At 66.2% G+C, this 19,618-nt stretch carries 17 protein-coding genes; 1 reads left to right on the plus strand and 16 read right to left on the minus strand.

Going from position 1 to position 19,618, the window contains the following annotated elements; all coding sequences use genetic code 11:
- Positions 1 to 98: 98 nt before the first annotated feature.
- Complete coding sequence (locus S2M10_RS06610; protein WP_168845400.1) at positions 99 to 1,331, plus strand: MFS transporter; 1,233 nt, start codon at positions 99 to 101, stop codon at positions 1,329 to 1,331.
- Here S2M10_RS06610 and S2M10_RS06615 read toward each other — a convergent pair.
- The 16 genes from S2M10_RS06615 to nuoF form a co-directional block, all read right to left on the minus strand.
- A complete protein-coding gene (locus tag S2M10_RS06615; protein WP_168845401.1) occupies positions 1,322 to 3,127 on the minus strand; it encodes an adenylyl cyclase in 1,806 nt (601 codons plus the stop codon). The two genes, S2M10_RS06610 and S2M10_RS06615, sit on opposite strands and share 10 nt — an antisense overlap.
- 12 nt (positions 3,128 to 3,139) lie before the next feature.
- Positions 3,140 to 4,696 (minus strand): alkaline phosphatase D family protein, encoded by a 1,557-nt coding sequence (locus tag S2M10_RS06620; protein WP_168845402.1) that lies wholly within the window; start codon positions 4,694 to 4,696, stop codon positions 3,140 to 3,142.
- 107 nt (positions 4,697 to 4,803) lie between these two features.
- Complete coding sequence (locus S2M10_RS06625; RefSeq protein ID WP_168845403.1) at positions 4,804 to 5,202, minus strand: hypothetical protein; 399 nt, start codon at positions 5,200 to 5,202, stop codon at positions 4,804 to 4,806.
- A gap of 53 nt (positions 5,203 to 5,255) precedes the next feature.
- Entirely contained in the window at positions 5,256 to 5,516 is a 261-nt protein-coding gene (locus tag S2M10_RS06630) for a DUF1467 family protein (RefSeq protein ID WP_168845404.1), read from the minus strand.
- A gap of 9 nt (positions 5,517 to 5,525) precedes the next feature.
- Positions 5,526 to 7,163, minus strand: coding sequence for a ribonuclease J (locus tag S2M10_RS06635; protein ID WP_168845405.1), 1,638 nt, complete (start codon positions 7,161 to 7,163; stop codon positions 5,526 to 5,528).
- The gene (locus S2M10_RS06640) at positions 7,164 to 7,946 is read right to left on the minus strand and encodes a type III pantothenate kinase (RefSeq protein WP_168845406.1); all 783 of its coding nucleotides are present in this window, start codon (positions 7,944 to 7,946) and stop codon (positions 7,164 to 7,166) included.
- A gap of 19 nt (positions 7,947 to 7,965) precedes the next feature.
- Positions 7,966 to 8,661: a biotin--[acetyl-CoA-carboxylase] ligase gene (locus tag S2M10_RS06645; RefSeq protein ID WP_168845407.1), complete on the minus strand. Its 696-nt coding sequence runs from the start codon at positions 8,659 to 8,661 to the stop codon at positions 7,966 to 7,968.
- A 5-nt stretch (positions 8,662 to 8,666) separates the two neighbouring features.
- Positions 8,667 to 10,124, minus strand: coding sequence for an NADH-quinone oxidoreductase subunit NuoN (gene nuoN, locus S2M10_RS06650; protein ID WP_168845408.1), 1,458 nt, complete (start codon positions 10,122 to 10,124; stop codon positions 8,667 to 8,669).
- Positions 10,124 to 11,689 carry an NADH-quinone oxidoreductase subunit M gene (locus S2M10_RS06655; RefSeq protein WP_168845409.1) on the minus strand — a complete coding sequence of 522 codons (1,566 nt, stop codon included), beginning with the start codon at positions 11,687 to 11,689 and terminating at the stop codon, positions 10,124 to 10,126. Before S2M10_RS06655 ends, nuoN begins: the two co-directional genes overlap by 1 nt.
- A gap of 7 nt (positions 11,690 to 11,696) precedes the next feature.
- Positions 11,697 to 13,820: an NADH-quinone oxidoreductase subunit L gene (nuoL, locus tag S2M10_RS06660; RefSeq protein ID WP_168845410.1), complete on the minus strand. Its 2,124-nt coding sequence runs from the start codon at positions 13,818 to 13,820 to the stop codon at positions 11,697 to 11,699.
- A complete protein-coding gene (nuoK, locus tag S2M10_RS06665) occupies positions 13,820 to 14,125 on the minus strand; it encodes an NADH-quinone oxidoreductase subunit NuoK (protein WP_168845411.1) in 306 nt (101 codons plus the stop codon). Before nuoK ends, nuoL begins: the two co-directional genes overlap by 1 nt.
- Positions 14,122 to 14,733: an NADH-quinone oxidoreductase subunit J gene (locus S2M10_RS06670; RefSeq protein WP_168845412.1), complete on the minus strand. Its 612-nt coding sequence runs from the start codon at positions 14,731 to 14,733 to the stop codon at positions 14,122 to 14,124. Before S2M10_RS06670 ends, nuoK begins: the two co-directional genes overlap by 4 nt.
- A gap of 33 nt (positions 14,734 to 14,766) precedes the next feature.
- Positions 14,767 to 15,252, minus strand: coding sequence for an NADH-quinone oxidoreductase subunit NuoI (gene nuoI, locus S2M10_RS06675; protein WP_066718225.1), 486 nt, complete (start codon positions 15,250 to 15,252; stop codon positions 14,767 to 14,769).
- The gene (gene nuoH / locus S2M10_RS06680; protein WP_168845413.1) at positions 15,249 to 16,298 is read right to left on the minus strand and encodes an NADH-quinone oxidoreductase subunit NuoH; all 1,050 of its coding nucleotides are present in this window, start codon (positions 16,296 to 16,298) and stop codon (positions 15,249 to 15,251) included. Before nuoH ends, nuoI begins: the two co-directional genes overlap by 4 nt.
- Complete coding sequence (gene nuoG, locus S2M10_RS06685; protein WP_168845414.1) at positions 16,295 to 18,313, minus strand: NADH-quinone oxidoreductase subunit NuoG; 2,019 nt, start codon at positions 18,311 to 18,313, stop codon at positions 16,295 to 16,297. Before nuoG ends, nuoH begins: the two co-directional genes overlap by 4 nt.
- Entirely contained in the window at positions 18,313 to 19,617 is a 1,305-nt protein-coding gene (gene nuoF, locus S2M10_RS06690) for an NADH-quinone oxidoreductase subunit NuoF (protein ID WP_168845415.1), read from the minus strand. Before nuoF ends, nuoG begins: the two co-directional genes overlap by 1 nt.
- Position 19,618: the final 1 nt, after the last annotated feature.

The following is a 19,618-nucleotide window of genomic DNA, read 5'->3' on the forward strand; positions in this document are numbered from 1 at the left end:
GTCATCTTGCGGCGGGTGAAAAGGAGAGGGTCCAACGCTGTCGACCGCATCGAAACAACGTTGGCACAGCCCGGCACAGCCTCTATTCGGGCGCTCGCATGACCGCGCCTTCCGCATCTGCCGCCGTCGCCGACGGGAACGCGCGACACTGGCGCTTCCTGCTTCTTTTCGCACTTGCGAACGCGGGCGGCACGATCGGCTATCTGCCGCTGTTCACGGTGTTTTTGCCGATGAAAGTCGAAGCGGTCGCGGGGGCCGAGCGTCTGAACCTGTTCACCCTCGTCGCCATGGTCGGCACGCTCGCCGCGATCGCCGCCAATCTCGGCTTCGGATGGCTGAGCGACCGGTCCGCCGCGCGCGGTACGGGGCGACGCCGCTGGCTGTTGATCGGGGTAATCGGCCTCGCGATCGCCTATGCGCTCTTCGCCCAAGCGCAGTCGCCCCTCGGTGTGTTGCTTTCGGTGGTGGCAGTGCAATGCGCCGCAAATGCCGTGCTGGCGCCGCTGATGGCCCTGATGGCGGACGAGATTCCCGATGGGCAAAAGGGCTTTACCGGCGGCCTGCTCGCCCTGGCCAACCCCATTGGCGCAGCAACGGCCTGGGCGCTGGTCAAGCTTCCCGGGCTGGGGGAGATGGCTCGTCTGGAATTGCTGTCTCTCGGTATCGCGTCGCTGGTGGCGCCGCTCGCCTTCTCCGCCTCGCGCCGGCTGCCCGCGCAGGCGGCAGCGCTGCCGCGCGCCCAGGCCCGCCGCAATCTCGCCGCCGCCTGGATCGCGCGGCTGCTGCTCCAGTCGGCGGGCAACGGGCTGACCTTGTATCTCTATTATTATTTCGCCGACCTGCCGCCGCGACAGAGCGCGCTGGACGCCGCCGATTTCGTCGGCCGAACGCTGGTGCTCGCCTATCTGCTGCCGCTGCCATGCACGCTGCTGCTGGGTCGCCTGTCGGACCGGATCGGCCGCCGCAAGCCGTTCCTGCTCGCCGCTGCCGCCGTGACGGCAGGCGGCCTGGCGGTAATGGCGCTCGCCGCTTCGCGCCCGGTCGCAGTGGCGGGGTTCCTCGTTTACGGCGTCGGTGCGCAACTGTTCATGGCGCTGCACGGCGCCTTCTGGATGCAGGAATTGCCGAGCGAACGGCATCGCGGCCGGGATCTCGGCATCCTCAATCTCACCAACACGCTGCCCGCACTGATCGGCACGGCCATCGCCTGGCTGGCAGCGACGCCGGGCAGCTTCGCGCCGCTGCTGTTCCTGCTTGCCGCGCTCACCCTTGCGGGCGGCCTGGTGATGCTTGCGGTGCGCGAACCTGCCGCCGCAGCAGATCAGGGATAGGCAAGCAGCCGCTGCATCGTGGCACCGGGCCGCGCCGACGCGCCGGCCTCGTTCACCAGGTGCGCGATCGTCCCCACCCCGCCGCCGAGCGACATACTCGTCACGTGGCGGAAGCGGACGCCGGCGCGCCTCGGCGCCTCGATGGCGCTTTCGAGCACCACCTGCGGATTATTGCGGAAATAGACATAGACGCCCAGCGCGACCGCCTCATGCTCGCGCACCGTATCGTCGACCTTGTAGGCCGCCCAGCCCCGCGTGCTGCCCGCCATCCATGCGGCCTGGGTCGGGGGATCATAGGGCAGTTCGTTCTGGTAGAAATAGGTGCGCCCGCGATTGCCGCGCCACCAGGTCTGGTAGCGCTGGAAATGCTCGACAAACAGGGCATGGACCGTCACGTCGTCGCCGTTCACCACCAGGCCCTGGTTTCCCGTGCTCTCATCCCATCCGACATGCACGCGGGTGCCGTCTACATCGCCGTGATCCGCCCGCCAGATCCAGAGATGATCGGCCAGAACGTGACGACTGTTGATTTCGAGGCAGGTCTCGGCCCTGCCCACCTCGACCCCGCCGACCCGGAAGAACAGGTCCGCGAGCAGCGACGGGTTGCGGCGATGGTCGCGGTCGCAGCCCCGCGGGCCGACCTGAACCAGCACTTGGGACCGTTCGGCACCGGCATCGATCATCAGCCCCGCCACCGTAACGCCCGAAACGTCGTCGATCTCCAACACCGCCGTGCCGTTGATTGCCTGCAGCGTGGCCAGGCCTAGGCCCAGCAGCACGCGATTTGCCGCGGTGACGCGGATCGGCGCATCAAGCCGGTAGACGCCCGGGGTGAACAGCAGGTGCAGGCCGCGCGCCATGGCGGCATTCAGCGTCGCCGCGTCCATCTCCGGCCGGGCGATGAAGAAGCGCGCGATCGGCAGGGCGCTGCCCGCGCTGGGACCGTCCGCCCAGCTGTGGCCGACCGCGTCCCGGCGCAGCGCCGGGACGAACACCGACCAGCGACCGGCCTCGTCCACCTGGAGGAACGGCTTTTCGCGGAGCAGCGGCACGCGCAACAGCGTAGTCACCGCCGGATCGGGAAAAGTGGTGGCGGGGGCGCCCTGGACGCCCTGGAACATCATGTTCCAGTTCACTCCCTGCCACCCCCCGATGCGGCTGCTGCGGCTATACCATTGCTGCTGACTGCCGGCACGGATGGTGCCCTCGATACGGCAATCGGCGAGGAAGCCCCCGCTCGATGACCCGCCATCGTCCAGCACCAGATCCCCTGACACGTGGATGCGGCGATACGGTGCCGCCTGCGATACCGCCCAGCGGTTCCACCCCTCGGGCGGGCATATGGTCAAATTTTCGGCGCCGCGCCAGAAATTGGCCAGCGCATCCCCGTTCAGCCAGACGGCATCGACATGCACATGGCCGTCGATCGTCACCGCGCCCGGCGTGGCGCCCAGCCCGAGCACCTGGGTGAAGAAGCCGACGCGCACATGCACCGAATACCGCCCGGGCCGGAACAGGATGGCGAAGCGGCGATCGGTGAAATGCGCTGCCTCCTGCTGCACGAAGATTGCGTCGACAGCCGCCTGGATCGCCGCTTGCGGCATCGACGGATCGATCACCAGCACGTTCGGCCCGAAATCGGGCGCCGCTTCCGCTTTCATGATCGCCCCCCCGCTTGCCGGCAGCGGCGCCCCCACCGCTGCCGCTGCCATCGCCGCCAGCCCGGCATCGCCGGCGCAACGGATCACCGTGCGCCGGCCTGCATCGGGCGGGCAGCCCCCCGTCTCTTCGTTCAATCCGTGTCCCCGTCAGGCGAAGTCGAGCTGCGGCCGTCCGTGTGCCACGATCGCGGTGCGCGCAGTCTTCACCGGCGCACCGCGCTCGCTGACCATGTCGACGGTGCGAAATTGCGCCTGCCACTGGTTGCGGGTAACGTCGCACAGCAGATAGCCGCGCCGATCGTTCATGTATTTGAGGTATGGATTGCGGCCGAGGATCTTGTCGCTCCCCGCGCGGACATCCGCGCCGTCTCCGCCCGAACTGATCGAGGTGGAGACGAACTCCACCGCCACCGCCTCGCCCTCGCCGGCACGGGTGCGCAGCTCGCCGGCATAATTCTGATGCTCGTCTCCGGTGAGCACCACGACATTGCCGTGGCCGGCGAACTTCGAGAACAGCCGCTCGCGGGGCAGGTCGTAGCCGCCCCAGCTGTCCATGTTGCGAATGGGCGCGGGCTCGTCGCCCATACGGCGGTCGAGCGGCATCATCATCACCTGCTGGGCAACCGCATTCCAGCGCGCCTTGCCCTCGGCAAGGTTGCGCGTGAACCATGCTTCCTGGGTGCTGCCCAGTACCTGCGCCTCGGCAGCGTCCCAGCCCGCGCATTTCGGCTTGAAGCCGTCGTCGCAGGGCTGGTCGGTGCGGAACTGGCGGGTATCCAGCAGGTGCAGGTCGAGCAGGTCGCCGACCCGCGCGCGACGATAGGCCTGGATCGCGTTGCCGCGCGGGATCGAGGCGCTGCGCACCGGCATATGCTCATACCAGGCCTGGAACGCGGCGGCGCGGCGGAGCAGGAAGATCTCGAGCGGGGTGCCGTTCTGGTCGCGATCGGCCACCCAGTTGTTCTGGATCTCATGATCGTCGAAGGTCGCGTACCAACCCGTCGCGGCATGCGCGGCCTGCAGGTCCGCATCGGTCTTGTACTGGGCGTAGCGGCGGCGATAATCGTCGAGGCTGAACGGTTCCTCGCCGGCATGCGCGCGGATGAACTTCCGCGGATTGCCGCTGTAGTCGAACGCCACCGGGTTGCCGCGCCCCTCATAGATATAGTCGCCATAGTGGAAGAGGAAGTCCGCTTCCTCGCGCGCGGCATGGGCGTAGGCGGTGTAGAGCCCCTGCTCGTAGTTCTGGCAGCCCGCGACGAGGAAGCGGGTCTTCTCCACCGACGCGCCGGCGGCGGGCAGCGTCTTCACCCGGCCGCGCATCGAGCGCTCGCGCCCGCAGGTAAAGCGGTACCAATATGGCCGGTCGGGCTGCAGCCCTGCCACCTCGACATGCACCGAATGGGCGAGCTCCGGCCGAGCCAACGCGTCGCCCTTCGCGACTATCGTCTTGAAGGCGGGATCGGCGGCGACCTCCCATTGCACGGGGATCGGTGCCATCGGCATGCCGCCATGGGGCTCGAGCGGCTCGGGCGCGAGCCGTGTCCACAGCACGAAGCCGTCCGCCGATGCGTCGCCAGCGGCGATGCCCAGCGTGAAGGGATAGGCGCGAAAGATCTGCTGCGCACGCACGATCCCCGGCGCCCCCAGCAGCAGCGTCCCGCTAAGTCCTCCGAGCAGCAGCTCGCGTCGTGTCGTGTGCATGTCCCCGTTTCCCTCGTGCAAAGCGACCTGCATCGGTTGCGCGCCATTGCGCTGATGCGCATCGTGTCGTAGCGAATGGCAAGCGAAGGTAACAGAAATGTGAACGTTCACATCGCTTCTTGGAAATGTTGGCCGAGGATTTGCTGCTCGCGCGCGATTTCGCGGCGCAGGGAAGCACGCATGGTCGCGGAGGCGCGCGCATATTGGGCCCAATCGGCCACCACCTCCTGCAGCGTCCAGGTTCCGATATGCCTGCTCGAAGCGGCACGGGAAGCGAGCGTGGCATCGCGCAATGCGGGCAGGCCGGGATCTTTCGCGCCCGACGCGATGAGTCGCTCGCACAAGGCTACCACTTCTCGCCGCCGCGCGCTGCTGGCGCGGGTAAGCCGGTATCGCACCGCCGTGACCGCCTTTTCGTCGCAGGCGGGCGACTGGGTGAGCTGCTCGAGTTGGTCGAGCGCAGCGAGCATCTGGGCGTGGTGGCGGCGCAGGTCTTCCATCCGCATCTTATAGGCAGGCGGCGCCACCCCCACCCACTAAACGTTGTTTTTCCTGGTAGTTACCGCGTCCAGTCGAGCATCTCGGCGGTTATCCAGCCATAGACGTAATTGAGGTAGAAAGCCGTGAACAGCACCGCCGAAAGGATGGTGGTGCGCACGACGATCTTCATCGGGTTGAACGCATGCGGCGCGCTCGGCGCCTGGCCCGGGACGAGCGGCACGCCCGCTTCCTCGCTGGTCCGCACCCCGAAGGGCAGCACGAAGAACACCGACATCGCCCAGAAGAGCGTATAGATCGCGAGCGCCGACTGCCACTTCATGGGGCGAGATTACGCCTCGATCAGCAGCACGTCCACCACCGGCTTCTTGCCGGTGAAGCGCACCGCGACCCGCCGCACCGCGAGGCGCAGCGACTCGCGCAGCTTCTCGCGATCGCGCCAGTCCTTCTTCACCGCCTCGGCGGCGGCATCGGCGGCCGCCTCGATCAGGTCCTCGCGGTCCTCTTCCACCGGCACGCCCTGGACGCGGATCTGCGGCGCACCGAGCAGCTTGCCCTTGCGATCGATCGCTACCGCGACAGACATCTGGCCGTAGAGCGCGATCCGCCGCCGCTCGCCCATCGTCGCACCGTCGGCCGGCAGGATCACGTCGCCGTCGAGCACGAGGCGACCGACCGTCGCATGGCCGATCTTTGCCGGGCCGTTGGGCGCGAGGCGGATGATCTCGCCATTCTGCTGCCGAACCGCCTTGGGCACGCCCTGTTCGAGCGCGAAGCGGGCCTGTTCGTGCATGTGGCGGATCTCGCCGTGCACCGGCACGATGATCTCCGGGCGGATCCACTTGTACATTTCGGCCAGTTCGGGCCGACCCGGATGGCCGGAGACGTGGACGAAGGCCTGGCGATCGGTGATGATGTCGACGCCCTTGTCGGCCAGCGTGTTCATGATCTTGCCGATCGCGATCTCGTTGCCCGGGATCTGCCGCGAGGAGAACACCACCAGGTCGCCCTGGTGGAGCTTCAGCACATGGCTGCCCTCGGCGATGCGGTTGAGCGCGGCGCGCGGCTCGCCCTGGCCGCCGGTGGCGACGATCAGCACGCGGGACGCGGGCAGCGTCATTGCCTTGTCGAAGTCGATCAGCTCGGGGAAGTCGCGCAGATAGCCGGTCGCCTTCGCCACGCGGATGATCCGGTCGAGCGAGCGCCCGGCGACGCACAGCTCGCGGCCGGTATCGCGCGCGACCTCGCCCAGCGTCTGCAGCCGTGCGGCGTTCGACGCGAAGGTGGTGACGAGCACGCGGCCCTTGGCCCCGGCGACCACCTCATCCAGGCCCTTGCGCACATCGGCTTCCGAGCCCGAGGCTTCGGGATTGAACACATTGGTCGAGTCGCACACCAGCGCGAGCACGCCCTTGTCGCCGATCGCGGTGAGTTCCTCGGCGGTCGCCGAACCGCCGAGCGACGGCGCTTCGTCGAGCTTCCAGTCGCCGGTGTGGAACACCTTGCCGTACGGCGTCTCGATCAGCACCGCATTGCCCTCGGGGATCGAGTGGGCGAGCGGCGTGTAGGTGATCGTGAACGGGCCGATGTCGAACGGCCCCTCTTCCTTGACGACGTTGAGCTCGACGCGATCCTCGATGCCTTCCTCGGCCAGCTTGCCGTGGATCAGCCCCGCGGTGAACGGCGTCGCATAGAGCGGCACGCCGAGATCGGCGGCGAGATAGGGCAGCGCGCCGATATGGTCCTCATGCCCGTGCGTCAGCACGATGCCGAGCAGGTCGTCCACCCGGTCCTCGATGAACTGGAGGTCGGGCAGGATCACGTCGATGCCGGGATAGCTGGCGTCGCCGAAGGTGATGCCGCAATCGACCATCAGCCACTTGCCGTCGCAGCCATAGAGATTGACGTTCATGCCAATCTCGCCCGAGCCACCAAGGGCGAGGAAGAGCAGTTCGTTTCTTGGAGTCACTTAATTTCCTTGCTGGCTGCGTTCCCACAGCATCGCCAAGCCCTGGATGGTCAGATCGGGCTCGATCGTATCGAAGACAGATGTATGCGTTTCGAAGAGAATCGCCAGCCCACCCGTCGCAATAACCTTGAGCGGCCGTCCCACCTCGGCCTTCAGCCGCGCGACCAGCCCCTCGATCATCGCGACATAGCCCCAATAGATGCCGATATGCATCTGATCGACGGTGTTGCGGCCGACCACACTGGCCGTCTCGGGCGCCGAGATGGCGATTCGCGGCAGCTTGGCGGCGGCGGTGACCAAGGCGTCCAGCGAGAGGTTGATCCCCGGCGCGATGATCCCGCCCTTATAGGCGCCGCGATAATCGACCACGTCGAAGGTGGTCGCGGTGCCGAAATCGATGATGATCAGGTCGCCTTCGTGGCGGGCGTGACCGGCGAGCACGTTGAGCGCGCGATCGGCGCCGAGATTCTGCGGCTCGTCCACATCGAGCGCAAAGCCCCATTCGGCGCTGCCCTTGCCGGCGATCACTGCCTCGGTCTTGAAGTACTTGCTGGCAAGCACCTGCAGATTGTGGAGCGCGCGCGGCACCACCGTGCCGACGATCACCCCGCTCACGGCGCCGCGATCGAAACCCTCCAGCGCCAGCAGCTGGCTCAGCCACACCGCATATTCGTCGGCGGTGCGGCGCGGATCGGTGGCGATGCGCCAGCGGGCGCGGATCTCGCCGCCGTCCACCAGGGCGAACACGACATTGGTATTGCCGGCGTCGATCGCGAGCAGCATCGCCCTTCCCTCTTCCTCGTTACAACAGGAACACGTCGCCCGCGTGAATGGCACGGGTCGTTCCATCGGCCAAGCGCAGGATCAGCGCCCCGCTCGAATCCAGCCCGCCGAACAGCCCCTCGAAGTTCGACCCGTCGGCCAGCCGCGCGGTGAGCGCAGTGCCTTCGGCATGCGCCTTGGCGAGCCAGCGCTCGCGCACCGGCCACATCCCCTCGCCCCGCCAGCGCTCCAGCCAGCGGCCGAAGCTCTCGGCGAGCACCTCGGCGAAAATGTCGGGGGCGACGGTGATGCCCTGCGCGGCCAGGCTCGTCGCGGCGCGGTCCAGCCCCTCGGGCGCCGCCGCCAGGTTGACGCCGATGCCGACAGCGATCGCATCCCCAACCCGCTCCAGCAGGATGCCGGAGAGCTTCGCGCCGTCGACCAGCAGGTCGTTGGGCCATTTGAGCATGGGCTGCACGCCGAACGCGCGCACCGCCTCTTCCAGCGCGACAGCCGAGAGCAGCGCCAGCGTCGCCGGCGACGGATCGGTCGGCCGCACGCGGACCAGCGTGGAAATGTAGCAATTGCCTGCAGGCGAGACCCAAGCGCGCCCCTGCCGACCCTTGCCGGCGGTCTGGCGTTCGGCCCGGAGCCAAAGCCCTTCCCCGGCGCCCGTAAGCGCCAGGGAAAGGATGTCGGCATTGGTCGATCCCGTCTCGGCGACGGTCCGGATCACAGGCGTCAGAACAGCGCCTTCGCCGCGACCAGCGACCAAGTGCCGAGCGCACCGAACACCACCCAGCCGATCGGCGAGATGACGACCGCGCTGATCGCAATCAGGCCGCCTTCGACCAGGTCGGTCTTGCCAGAAAAGGCAGGCGCCGGCTCGTCGAAGTACATCGTCTTGACGATCTTGAGGTAATAGAAGGCACCGATCGTCGAGGCCGCGGCACCCACGGTGGCGAAGGCGATCAGGCCCGAATGCATCGCGGCGATGAACACGCCCAGCTTGGCGAAGAAGCCGAGCAGCGGCGGGATGCCCGCAAGGCTGAACATGAAGATCGCCAGCGCCAGCGCCAGGCCCGGCCGCGTGCGCGACATGCCCGAGAGGCTGGCGATGGTCTCGACCGGCTCGCCGTCATCGCCCCGCATCTGCAGCACCACCAGGAAGCTGCCGATCGTCATGACGACATAGATCGCCATGTAGACGAGCACGCTCGCCACGCCTTCCTCGCCACCGGCGGCAAGGCCGATCAGCGCGAAGCCGACATTGTTGATCGACGAATAGGCGAGCAGGCGCTTGATGTTGGTCTGGCCGATCGCCGCCACCGCACCGAAGATGATCGAGGCGAGCGAGGCGAAGATCACGATCTGGCGCCATTCGAAGATCGCCGGGCCCATCGCGTCGACCGCGACACGAACCGCCATCGCCACCGCCGCCATCTTGGGCGCCGAAGCGAAATACGCGGTGACCGGAGTCGGCGCGCCTTCATACACGTCCGGCGTCCACATGTGGAACGGCACGGCCGAAATTTTGAAGGCAAGACCGGCGAACACGAACACCAGACCGAACAGCAGGCCCGTGTGCTGCGCGCCCGCGAGACCGGCATGATAGGCGCCCTCGATGCCCTCGAACAGCGTCGTGCCGGCAAAGCCGTACACCAGGCTGATGCCGTAGAGCAGTATGCCCGAGGCCAGCGCGCCGAGCACGAAATACTTCAGGCCCGCTTCCGCCGAGCGCGTATCACGCCGCATGAAGCTCGCGAGAATATAGGCCGAGAGGCTCTGCAGCTCGAGACCGACATAGAGGCTCAGCAGATCGCCTGCCGACACCATCATGCCCATGCCCACCGTGGAGAGTAGGATCAGGACCGGATATTCGGGACGCAGATCCTCCCCCGAGGTCCGCTGGAAGAAGCCCGGCGCGATCAGGATCGACACCGCAGCAGCGACATAGATCACCACCTTGGCGAAGGTCGCGAACGCATCCGCCCGGAACAGGCCGCCAAAGGCGATGCCGCCGGTGGAGGCAGGCCCCGTCAGCGCGATCCCGGCACCGACGAGCAGGGCCACCGAGGCCCAGCTCACCAGCTTGGTCGATGCCTGGCCGCCCCAGGCGGCGACCAGCATCAGGACGATCGAACCGAGCGCGAGCACCAGCTCGGGCAGGGTCATCAGCAATTGCATCGAATAGGCCATCAGTGCGCCTCCCCGTGCGCGGAGGCTTCATAAGCGGGGGCCGCCTTGGGCGAACCCGGCGTGGGCTTGGAGTCGCTGATCGATGCGGCCTGCGCGGCGCTGTCGAGGCGCTGCGTCAGCCGCGCGACGTCGGCGCGCATCGGTGCGGTGAAGCTGGTCGGGTACACGCCCATCCACAGCACCACGGCAGCCAGCGCGACGAGCATCGCGACTTCGCGACCGTCGAGATCCGGCATCGCCTTCACATCGTCCTTGGTCAGGTCGCCCCACACCACTCGACGGAACAGGTAGAGCATATAGGCGGCGCCGAGGATGATGCCGGTGGTGCCGATCAGCGCGGTCGCGGTCGAGACCTGGTACACGCCGGCGAGGCTGAAGAATTCGCCGACGAAGTTGCTGGTGCCCGGCAGGCCGATCGAGGCCATGGTGAACAGCAGGAACAGCACGGCATAGCGCGGCATGTTGATCGCGAGGCCACCATAGCGGTCGATCTCGCGGGTGTGCAGGCGATCATAGATGATGCCGACGCACAGGAACAGCGCGCCCGAGACCACGCCGTGGCCCAGCATCACCATCATCGCACCGTCGATGCCGTTCGCGTTGAAGGCGAACAGGCCCATGGTGACGATTGCCATGTGCGCGACCGACGAATAGGCGATCAGCTTCTTCATGTCGCTCTGCACGAGCGCGACGAGCGAGGTGTAGACCACCGCGACGCACGACAGGCCGAACACCACCCACATGAACTGCACCGACGCGACCGGGAACATCGGCAGCGAGAAGCGCAGGAAGCCATAGCCGCCGAGCTTCAGCAGCACGCCCGCCAGGATGACCGACCCTGCGGTCGGCGCCTGGACGTGCGCGTCGGGAAGCCAGGTGTGGACCGGCCACATCGGCATCTTCACCGCGAACGAGGCGAAGAAGGCGAGCCACAGCCAGGTCTGCCAGCTGGCGGGGAAATCGTGCGCCATCAGGTACGGGATCGACGTCGTGCCCGTGGTCAGCACCATCGCGATCATCGCGATGAGCATCAGCAGCGAGCCGAGCAGCGTGTACAGGAAGAACTTGTACGACGCATAGATGCGGTTCACGCCGCCCCAGATGCCGATGATCAGGTACATCGGGATCAGGCCGCCTTCGAAGAAGACGTAAAACAGGAACAGGTCCTGCGCGGCGAAGGTGCCGATCATCAGCACTTCGGTCGCGAGGAACGCCGCCATATATTCCGGCACGCGCTTGGTGACCGAGAGCCAGCTGGCCCCGATGCAGATCGGCATCAGGAACAGCGAGAGCTCGATCAGCAGGAAGGCAAAGCCGTCGATGCCGAGCGCCCAGGAGAACTCGACGCCGCCCATCTTGAACAGCGTGACATGCTCGACGAACTGCCACTGCGGGGCACCGTCGCCATGCTGGAACTGGGTCCAGAGCCAGGCGCCGAGCGCCAGGTTGACGAGCGTCGCGAGGAGCGCGGTCCACCGCGCCCCCTGTGCTCCGACGAACAGGCAGAGCACCGCGGCAATCGCGGGCACGGCGAGCAGGACGGAAAGGATCGGAAAGCCGGTCATTGTTCCATCACCTCGCAATGACCCAGGTGAGCGCGGCGGTGAGCCCGATCAGCATGACGAAGGCATAGGTGTAGAGATACCCCGATTGCAGCTTGACGGCTCCGAAGCTTCCGAACTGCACCAGGCGCGCCGCGCCATTGGGGCCGAACCGGTCGATCGTCTGCTCGTCGCCGCGCTTCCAGAACAGCCGCCCGATGGCGAATGCGGGACGCACGAAGAGCAGGTTGTAGAGCTCGTCGAAATACCACTTGTTGAGCAGGAACAGATACAGCGGACGCACCTGCTCGGCGAAGGCCGCCGGGAAGCCCGGCGAGACGATGTACGCGAAGATCGCGGTGCCCAGGCCCAGCAGCATCGCCACCGTGGCCGAAAGCTTCACCCACACCGGCACTTCATGCATCGCGTGCATCAGGTGCTCGTTGAAGGCCAGCGCGCCGTGCCAATAGGTCTCGCCCGCGGTCGGCTCGATGAACGCGCCGTGGAAGACGAAGCCGGCCAGCACTGCGCCGATCGACAGCAGGATCAGCGGGATCAGCATGACCAGCGGGCTCTCGTGCGGGTGGTAGCCCGCCGTGCCCTCGGCCTCGTGCGCGTGCAGCGCATGGGTGCCGTGCGGGGTGTGGCCCGCATCTTCCTGCGCCGGCGCATTGGCATGCTCGCTGCCATGGCCGTGCGTGTCGTGGGCATGCTCGTCGTGATGACCATGACCGTGCGCATCATGCACCGCGTGCTGGATATGCTCGGAAGCGGCCCAGCGCGGCTTGCCGTGGAAGGTCAGGAACACGACGCGCCACGAGTAGAAGCTGGTCAGCAGCGCGACGACCACGCCGACCCAGAACACGCCGGTGTTGCCCGAGGCGAAGGCCGCCTCGATGATCGCGTCCTTCGAGTGGAAGCCGGCGAAACCAAAGGCCACCGGGTTGCCGAACAGCGCGGGGATGCCGACGCCGGTGATCGCGAGCGTGCCCGCCATCATCGCCGTGTAGGTCAGCGGGATCTTCTTCCACAGGCCGCCATAATAGCGCATGTCCTGCTCGTGGTGCATCGCATGGATCACCGAGCCGGCACCGAGGAACAGCAGCGCCTTGAAGAAGGCGTGCGTGAACAGGTGGAACATCGCCGCGCCATAGGCGCCGACGCCCGCTGCGAAGAACATATAGCCGAGCTGCGAACAGGTCGAATAGGCGATCACGCGCTTGATGTCGGTCTGCGTCGTGCCGACGGTGGCGGCGAAGAAGCAGGTAGCCGCGCCGATTACCATCACGACGTGCATCGCGACCGCGCTCTGCTCGAACAACGGCGACATGCGGCAGACCATGAACACGCCCGCGGTCACCATGGTCGCGGCGTGGATCAGCGCCGACACCGGGGTCGGGCCTTCCATCGCGTCCGGCAACCAGGTGTGCAGGCCGAGCTGGGCCGACTTGCCCATCGCGCCGACGAACAGCAGCAGGCAGAGCACGGTGATCGTGTCGAAGCGGTGGCCGAGGAAGCCGATCGTCGACCCGGCATGGTTCGGCGCCGCCGCCAGGATCGTCGGGATGTCGACGGTGCCGAAGACCAGGAACACGCCGAAGATGCCGAGCATGAAGCCGAGGTCGCCGACGCGGTTGACCACGAAGGCCTTGATCGCCGCGGCATTGGCGCTGGGCTTGCGGAACCAGAACCCGATCAGCAGGTAGGACGCGAGACCCACGCCTTCCCAGCCGAAGAACATCTGCACCAGGTTGTTCGCGGTCACGAGCATCAGCATCGCGAAGGTGAACAGCGACAGGTACGCGAAGAAGCGCGGCTGATCCGGCTCCTCGCTCATATAGCCCCAGCTATAGAGGTGGACGAGCGCCGAGACGCTGGTGACCACCACGAGCATCACCGCGGTCAGCGCGTCGACGCGCAGTTCCCAGGCGAAGCTCATCGTGCCCGAGGTCATCCAGTGCAGCACCGGGGTGACCGTCGGGGCGGCCGAGCCGCTGAGGTACGAGAGGAAGATAGGCCACGACAGGCCGCACGCCACGAACAGCGAGCCCGTGGTGACGATCTTGGGGAGCGCGGCGCCGAACGACTTGTTCACGAGCCCCGCAACGGCTGCCGCGAGGAGCGGCAGGAATACGATGATCAGAATGGACGACATCAGCCCTTCATCCGATTGACGTCGTCGACCGAAATCGTGCCGCGACCGCGGAAATAGATGACCAGGATCGCGAGGCCGATCGCGGCCTCACCGGCGGCGACGGTCAGCACGAACATCGCGAACACTTGGCCGACCAGATCGCCGAGGAACGACGAGAAGGCGACGAAATTGAGGTTCACGGCCAGAAGGATGAGTTCGATCGCCATCAGGATGACGATCAGATTCTTCCGGTTCATGAAGATGCCGAGCACCCCCATGGTGAACAGGATGGCCGAGACGACCAGATAATGGGTTAGCGAGATCACAGCTCCATCCCCTGCCCGACCGCCGGGTTCATGTTCCGGGTGGCGTCCTTGGCGCGGCGGGCGTTCTGGCGCGCAATGTTCTGCGGCCGCACGTCGCTGCGCTTGCGATAGGTCAGCACGATCGCACCGATCATCGCGACCAGCAGCACCAGACCGGCGCCTTCGAACACGAAGAGGTAGCGCGTGTACAGCAGCTGGCCGATCGCTTCGATATTCGGGACGCCGTCCTGCACCGGGGCGAGGCGACGGCCCAGCGCGAGCTTGCCGGCGCTCCATGCACCCACTGCGACGATGATCTCGGCAACCAGCGCGATGGCGAGCAGCGCGCCGACGGCGGCATATTTCATCACGCCCGCGCGCAGCTCGGTGAAGTCGATGTCGAGCATCATGACGACGAACAGGAACAGCACCGCGACCGCGCCGACATAGACGATCACCAGCAGCATGGCGATGAATTCGGCGCCCACGAGCACCATCAGGCCCGCGGCGTTGAAGAACGCCAGGATGAGCCAGAGGACGGAATGTACCGGGTTACGCGACAGGATCGTGCAGGCGCCGGAGACGCACACGATGATCGCGAACAGGTAAAAGGCGAGAAGCTGGATCACGGAATCGGATGGCCCCTTTGAATGGTGCGGCGCTTAACGGTACGGCGCGTCGGCGGCAAGGTTCGCCGCGATGGCGCGTTCCCAGCGATCGCCGTTCGCGAGCAGCTTATCCTTCTGATAAATCAGCTCTTCACGCGTTTCGGTGGAAAATTCGAAATTCGGCCCCTCGACGATCGCATCGACCGGGCACGCTTCCTGGCACAGGCCGCAATAGATGCACTTGGTCATGTCGATGTCGTAGCGCGTCGTGCGGCGGCTGCCGTCGTCGCGCGGTTCGGCCTCGATCGTGATCGCCAGCGCCGGGCACACCGCCTCGCACAGCTTGCACGCGATGCAGCGCTCCTCCCCATTGGGATAGCGGCGCAGCGCATGCTCGCCGCGGAAGCGGGGCGAGAGCGGGTTCTTCTCGTATGGATAGTTGATCGTCGCCTTGGGCTTGAAGAAATACTTCAAGGTCAGGGCATGCGCCTTGACGAACTCCCACAGAGTCCAGGTGCGAATGAAACTACCGACGCTCATGCGGGCACTCCAACCCGGGTCAGCATGAGATACCCGGAAACGAGGAAGACGAAGAGAAGCGACAGCGGCAGGAAGATCTTCCAGCCCAAGCGCATCAGCTGGTCATAGCGATAGCGCGGGACGGTGGCCTTCACCCAGCTGAAGCAGAAGAAGAAGAACAGCATCTTGGCGAACAGCCAGAGAATGCCCGGCACCATGTACAGCGGCGCCCAGTCGAACGGCGGAAGATAGCCGCCCCAGAACAGTGTCGCGTTGAGCGCGCACATCAGGATGACGTTGGCGTACTCACCGAGCCAGTAGAGCGCGAAGGCCATCGACGAATATTCGGTCTGATAGCCCGCGACCAGCTCCGATTCCGCCTCGGTCAGGTCGAACGGCGCGCGCTGCGTCTCGGCGAGCGACGAGATGAAGAACACGATCGCCATCGGGAAGAGCAGCGGATTGACGAAGTTGCCGTTGACGAACCCGTAATAGCCCTTCTGCATCTCGACGATCGCGCCGAGATTGAACGAGCCGGCCCACAGCACGACCGAGATCAGCACGAAGCCGATCGAGACTTCGTAGCTCACCATCTGCGCGGCGGCGCGGATCGCCGAGTAGAACGGATATTTCGAGTTGGACGACCAGCCGGCGAGGATGATGCCGTACACGCCCAGCGACGAGGCCGCGAGCACGTAGAGCAGGCCGACATTGATGTTCGACAGCGCGACGCCCGCCTGGAACGGCACCACCGCCCACACGATCAGCGCGACCGTGAAGGTGATGATCGGCGCGAGCAGGAACAGGCCCTTGTTCGCGCTCGACGGAATGATGGTTTCCTGCAGGAACACCTTCAGGCCGTCGGCGAAGGACTGGAGCAGGCCGAGCGGGCCGACCACGTTCGGGCCGCGACGCAGCGCCATCGCCGCCCAGATCTTGCGATCGGCATAGATGATCATGGCGACGGCCAGCATCACCGGCAGCGCGATGACGAGGATGTCGATCACCGTGGCGACGGTCCAGGCCAGCTCGAAGGGCAGGCCGAGATAGGTGAACCAGGAGGTCATTCTGCGGCCTCTGCGAAGTCTTCGCCATGGAGCAGTTCGGCCGAGCAGCGCTGCATCGTCGGCGACGCACGGCAGATGGCGTTGGTGAGATAGAAGTCGGCGACCGGATAGGTCACCGGACCCGAAGCCTGGCTGGCAAGCGAGGGCGGGTTCCATGCGAACGCGGCCAGACCTTCCTGGCCGAGCGCCGGAACCTCGCTTGCCATCGCGGCGCGCAGTTCGTCGAAGCTGTCGAACGGCAGCGTACGGCCGAGCTTTTCGGAGAGCGCGCGCAGGATCGTCCAATCCTCGCGCGCCTCGCCCGGTGCGAACACCGCGCGATCGGCGCGCTGCACCCGGCCTTCCAGGTTCACATAGGTGCCCGGCTTTTCGGCATAGGTGGCGCCCGGCAGGATCACATCGGCGTGATGCGCGCCCTGATCGCCGTGATGGCCGATATAGACCTTGAAGCTCGTGGCGAACTTCGCAAAGTCCACCTCGTCGGCGCCCAGGAAGAAGGCAAGCTTCGGCGATGCCGCGACGATATCGGCAATGCCGCCCTTTTGCGCAAAGCCGAGCATCAGGCCCGCCATCCGCGCCGCCGCGGTGTGGACGACGTTGAAGCCGTTCCATGCCGCCTCGGTCTCGGTCGCGGCGCGCTGGAACGCACCCGCGATCGCCAGCGCCGCACCATGGCCGTTCTTGAGCGCACCGGGGCCGAGGATCAGCGCCGGCTTCTTGGCATTGTCGATCGCCTGGGCGAGATTTTCCGGCAGGCTGCCCAGCAGCCCCAGATCGTCGCCCAGCCACTCGACCTTATAGGTCAGATCCACCTGCGGCCCGATCGCGAACACCTTAGCACCGCGCTTGATCGCCTTGCGCACGCGGGTGTTCACCAGCGGCGCTTCCCAGCGCAGGTTGGTGCCGACCAGCAGGATCGCATCGGCCTCTTCGAGCGCCGCGATGGTGGTGTTGAACGCCACCGCCGACAGGCTCGACGTGTCATAAGCCATGCCGGTCTGGCGGCCTTCGAGCAGCTCCGAACCGAACGCCTTCACCAGCGCCTTGGCGGCATACATGGTCTCGGCATCGAGCAGGTCGCCGGCGATCGCCGCGACGCTCGAGCCGGCAGTGGCGGCCACGCCCGCAATCGCGTCGAACGCTTCTTCCCACGTCGCCGGGACCAGCTTGCCGTCCTTGCGGACGAACGGGCGGTCGAGACGGCGACGGACCAGCGCGTCGACATGGTAGCGGGTCTTGTCGTGCGCCCACTCCTCGTTCACGTCCTCGTTGATGCGCGGCAGGACGCGCATCACCTGACGGCCGCGGCTGTCGAGGCGGATGTTGGTGCCGACCGCGTCCATCACGTCGATCGACAGGTTCCGCTTGAGCTCCCAGGGGCGATATTCGAACGCGACCGGCTTATGGGTCAGCGCGCCGACCGGGCACAGGTCCGCGACATTGCCCGAAAGCTCGCTCTTGAACGCCTTTTCGAGATAGGTCGTGATCTGCATGTTCTCGCCGCGATAGATCGCGCCGATATCTTCCACGCCGGCCACTTCCTCGCCGAAGCGAACGCAGCGGGTGCACTGGATGCAGCGGGTCATCACCGTCTTGATGATGGGGCCCATATACTTTTCGGTGACCGCGCGCTTGTTTTCCTCATAGCGCGACTGGCCGCGACCATAGGCGACCGACTGGTCCTGCAGGTCGCACTCGCCGCCCTGATCGCAGATCGGGCAATCGAGCGGGTGGTTGATCAGCAGAAACTCCATCACGCCTTCGCGCGCGGCCTTGACCATCGGGCTGTCGGTGCGGACTTCCTGATTGTCGGCGGCCGGCAGCGCGCACGAAGCCTGGGGCTTGGGCGGTCCGGGCTTCACCTCGACCAGGCACATGCGGCAATTGCCGGCGATGCTCAGCCGTTCATGATAGCAGAAACGCGGAATCTCCTTGCCCGCGGCCTCGCAGGCCTGGAGCACGGTGGCGCCCTGCGGCACCTCGACTTCGATTCCGTCAACCTTGAGCTTGGGCATTACTCTGCCGCCTCTTGCATGGTTTCGAGGCCGCCCGAACGGCGCTCGTTGATACGGCGCTCCATTTCCGGGCGGAAATGCTTGATCAGGCCCTGGATCGGCCAGGCGGCCGCGTCGCCAAGGGCGCAGATAGTGTGGCCTTCGACCTGCTTGGTCACCTGCTGCAGCGTGTCGATCTCGCTGATGTCGGCGTCGCCGGTGCGCAGCCGCTCCATCACGCGCCACATCCAGCCGGTGCCCTCGCGGCACGGCGTGCACTGGCCGCAGCTCTCATGCTTGTAGAAGTAGGAGAGCCGGCTGATCGCGCGGACGATGTCGGTCGACTTGTCCATCACGATCACCGCGGCGGTACCGAGGCCCGAGCCGACTGCCTTGAGGCCGTCAAAGTCCATCGCGCAGTCCATGATCTGGGCTGCCGGCACCAGCGGCACCGACGAACCGCCCGGGATCACCGCGAGCAGATTGTCCCAGCCGCCGCGGATGCCGCCGCAATGCTTCTCGATCAGCTCGCGGAAGGAGATCGACATCGACTCCTCGACCACGCAGGGCTTCTCGACATGGCCCGAGATCTGGAAGAGCTTGGTGCCCTTGTTGTTCTCGTTGCCGAAGCTGGCGAACCATTCGGGGCTGCGACGCAGGATCGTCGGCGCGACCGCGATCGACTCGACATTGTTGACCGTGGTCGGGCAGCCATACAGGCCCGCACCCGCCGGGAACGGCGGCTTGAGGCGCGGCTGACCCTTCTTGCCCTCCAGGCTCTCGATCATCGCGGTTTCTTCGCCGCAGATGTACGCGCCGGCACCGCGATGGACGAAGACGTCGAAGTCATAGCCCGAACCGCAGGCATTCTTGCCCACCAGCCCGGCGGCATAGGCCTCGGCGACCGCCGCGAACAGCGTCTCGGCCTCGCGGATATACTCGCCGCGGATGTAGATATAGGCTGCCCGCGCGCGCATCGCGAAGCCCGCGACCAGCGCGCCTTCGATCAGCAGGTGCGGATCGTGGCGGATGATCTCGCGGTCCTTGCACGAGCCCGGCTCGGACTCGTCGGCGTTGATGACGAGGAAGCTCGGACGCTCGGGCGTCGGGTTCTTCGGCATGAAGCTCCACTTCATGCCCGTCGGGAAGCCGGCACCGCCCCGGCCGCGCAGGCCCGAGGCCTTGATGCGGTCGATGATGGTATCCTGGCCCAGCTCCAGCAGCGCCTTGGTGTTATCCCACGCGCCGCGCGCACGGGCGGCGTCGAGATGCCACGACTGGTAGCCGTAGAGATTGGTGAAGATGCGGTCCTTGTCCTGAAGCACC

The organism is Sphingomonas sp. S2M10 (assembly GCF_012650175.1).
GTDB lineage: Bacteria > Pseudomonadota > Alphaproteobacteria > Sphingomonadales > Sphingomonadaceae > Sphingomonas.

Excerpts from the sequence above, each read along its gene's own strand:
- S2M10_RS06610 (WP_168845400.1), top strand. The coding sequence starts at position 99 with ATGACCGCGCCTTCCGCATCTGCCGCCGTCGCCGACGGGAACGCGCGA.
- S2M10_RS06620 (WP_168845402.1), bottom strand. The coding sequence starts at position 4,696 with ATGCACACGACACGACGCGAGCTGCTGCTCGGAGGACTTAGCGGGACG.
- S2M10_RS06625 (WP_168845403.1), bottom strand. The coding sequence starts at position 5,202 with ATGCGGATGGAAGACCTGCGCCGCCACCACGCCCAGATGCTCGCTGCG.
- S2M10_RS06630 (WP_168845404.1), bottom strand. The coding sequence starts at position 5,516 with ATGAAGTGGCAGTCGGCGCTCGCGATCTATACGCTCTTCTGGGCGATG.
- S2M10_RS06640 (WP_168845406.1), bottom strand. The coding sequence starts at position 7,946 with ATGCTGCTCGCGATCGACGCCGGCAATACCAATGTCGTGTTCGCCCTG.
- nuoN (WP_168845408.1), bottom strand. The coding sequence starts at position 10,124 with ATGGCCTATTCGATGCAATTGCTGATGACCCTGCCCGAGCTGGTGCTC.
- S2M10_RS06655 (WP_168845409.1), bottom strand. The coding sequence starts at position 11,689 with ATGACCGGCTTTCCGATCCTTTCCGTCCTGCTCGCCGTGCCCGCGATT.
- nuoL (WP_168845410.1), bottom strand. The coding sequence starts at position 13,820 with ATGTCGTCCATTCTGATCATCGTATTCCTGCCGCTCCTCGCGGCAGCC.
- nuoI (WP_066718225.1), bottom strand. The coding sequence starts at position 15,252 with ATGAGCGTCGGTAGTTTCATTCGCACCTGGACTCTGTGGGAGTTCGTC.
- nuoH (WP_168845413.1), bottom strand. The coding sequence starts at position 16,298 with ATGACCTCCTGGTTCACCTATCTCGGCCTGCCCTTCGAGCTGGCCTGG.
- nuoG (WP_168845414.1), bottom strand. The coding sequence starts at position 18,313 with ATGCCCAAGCTCAAGGTTGACGGAATCGAAGTCGAGGTGCCGCAGGGC.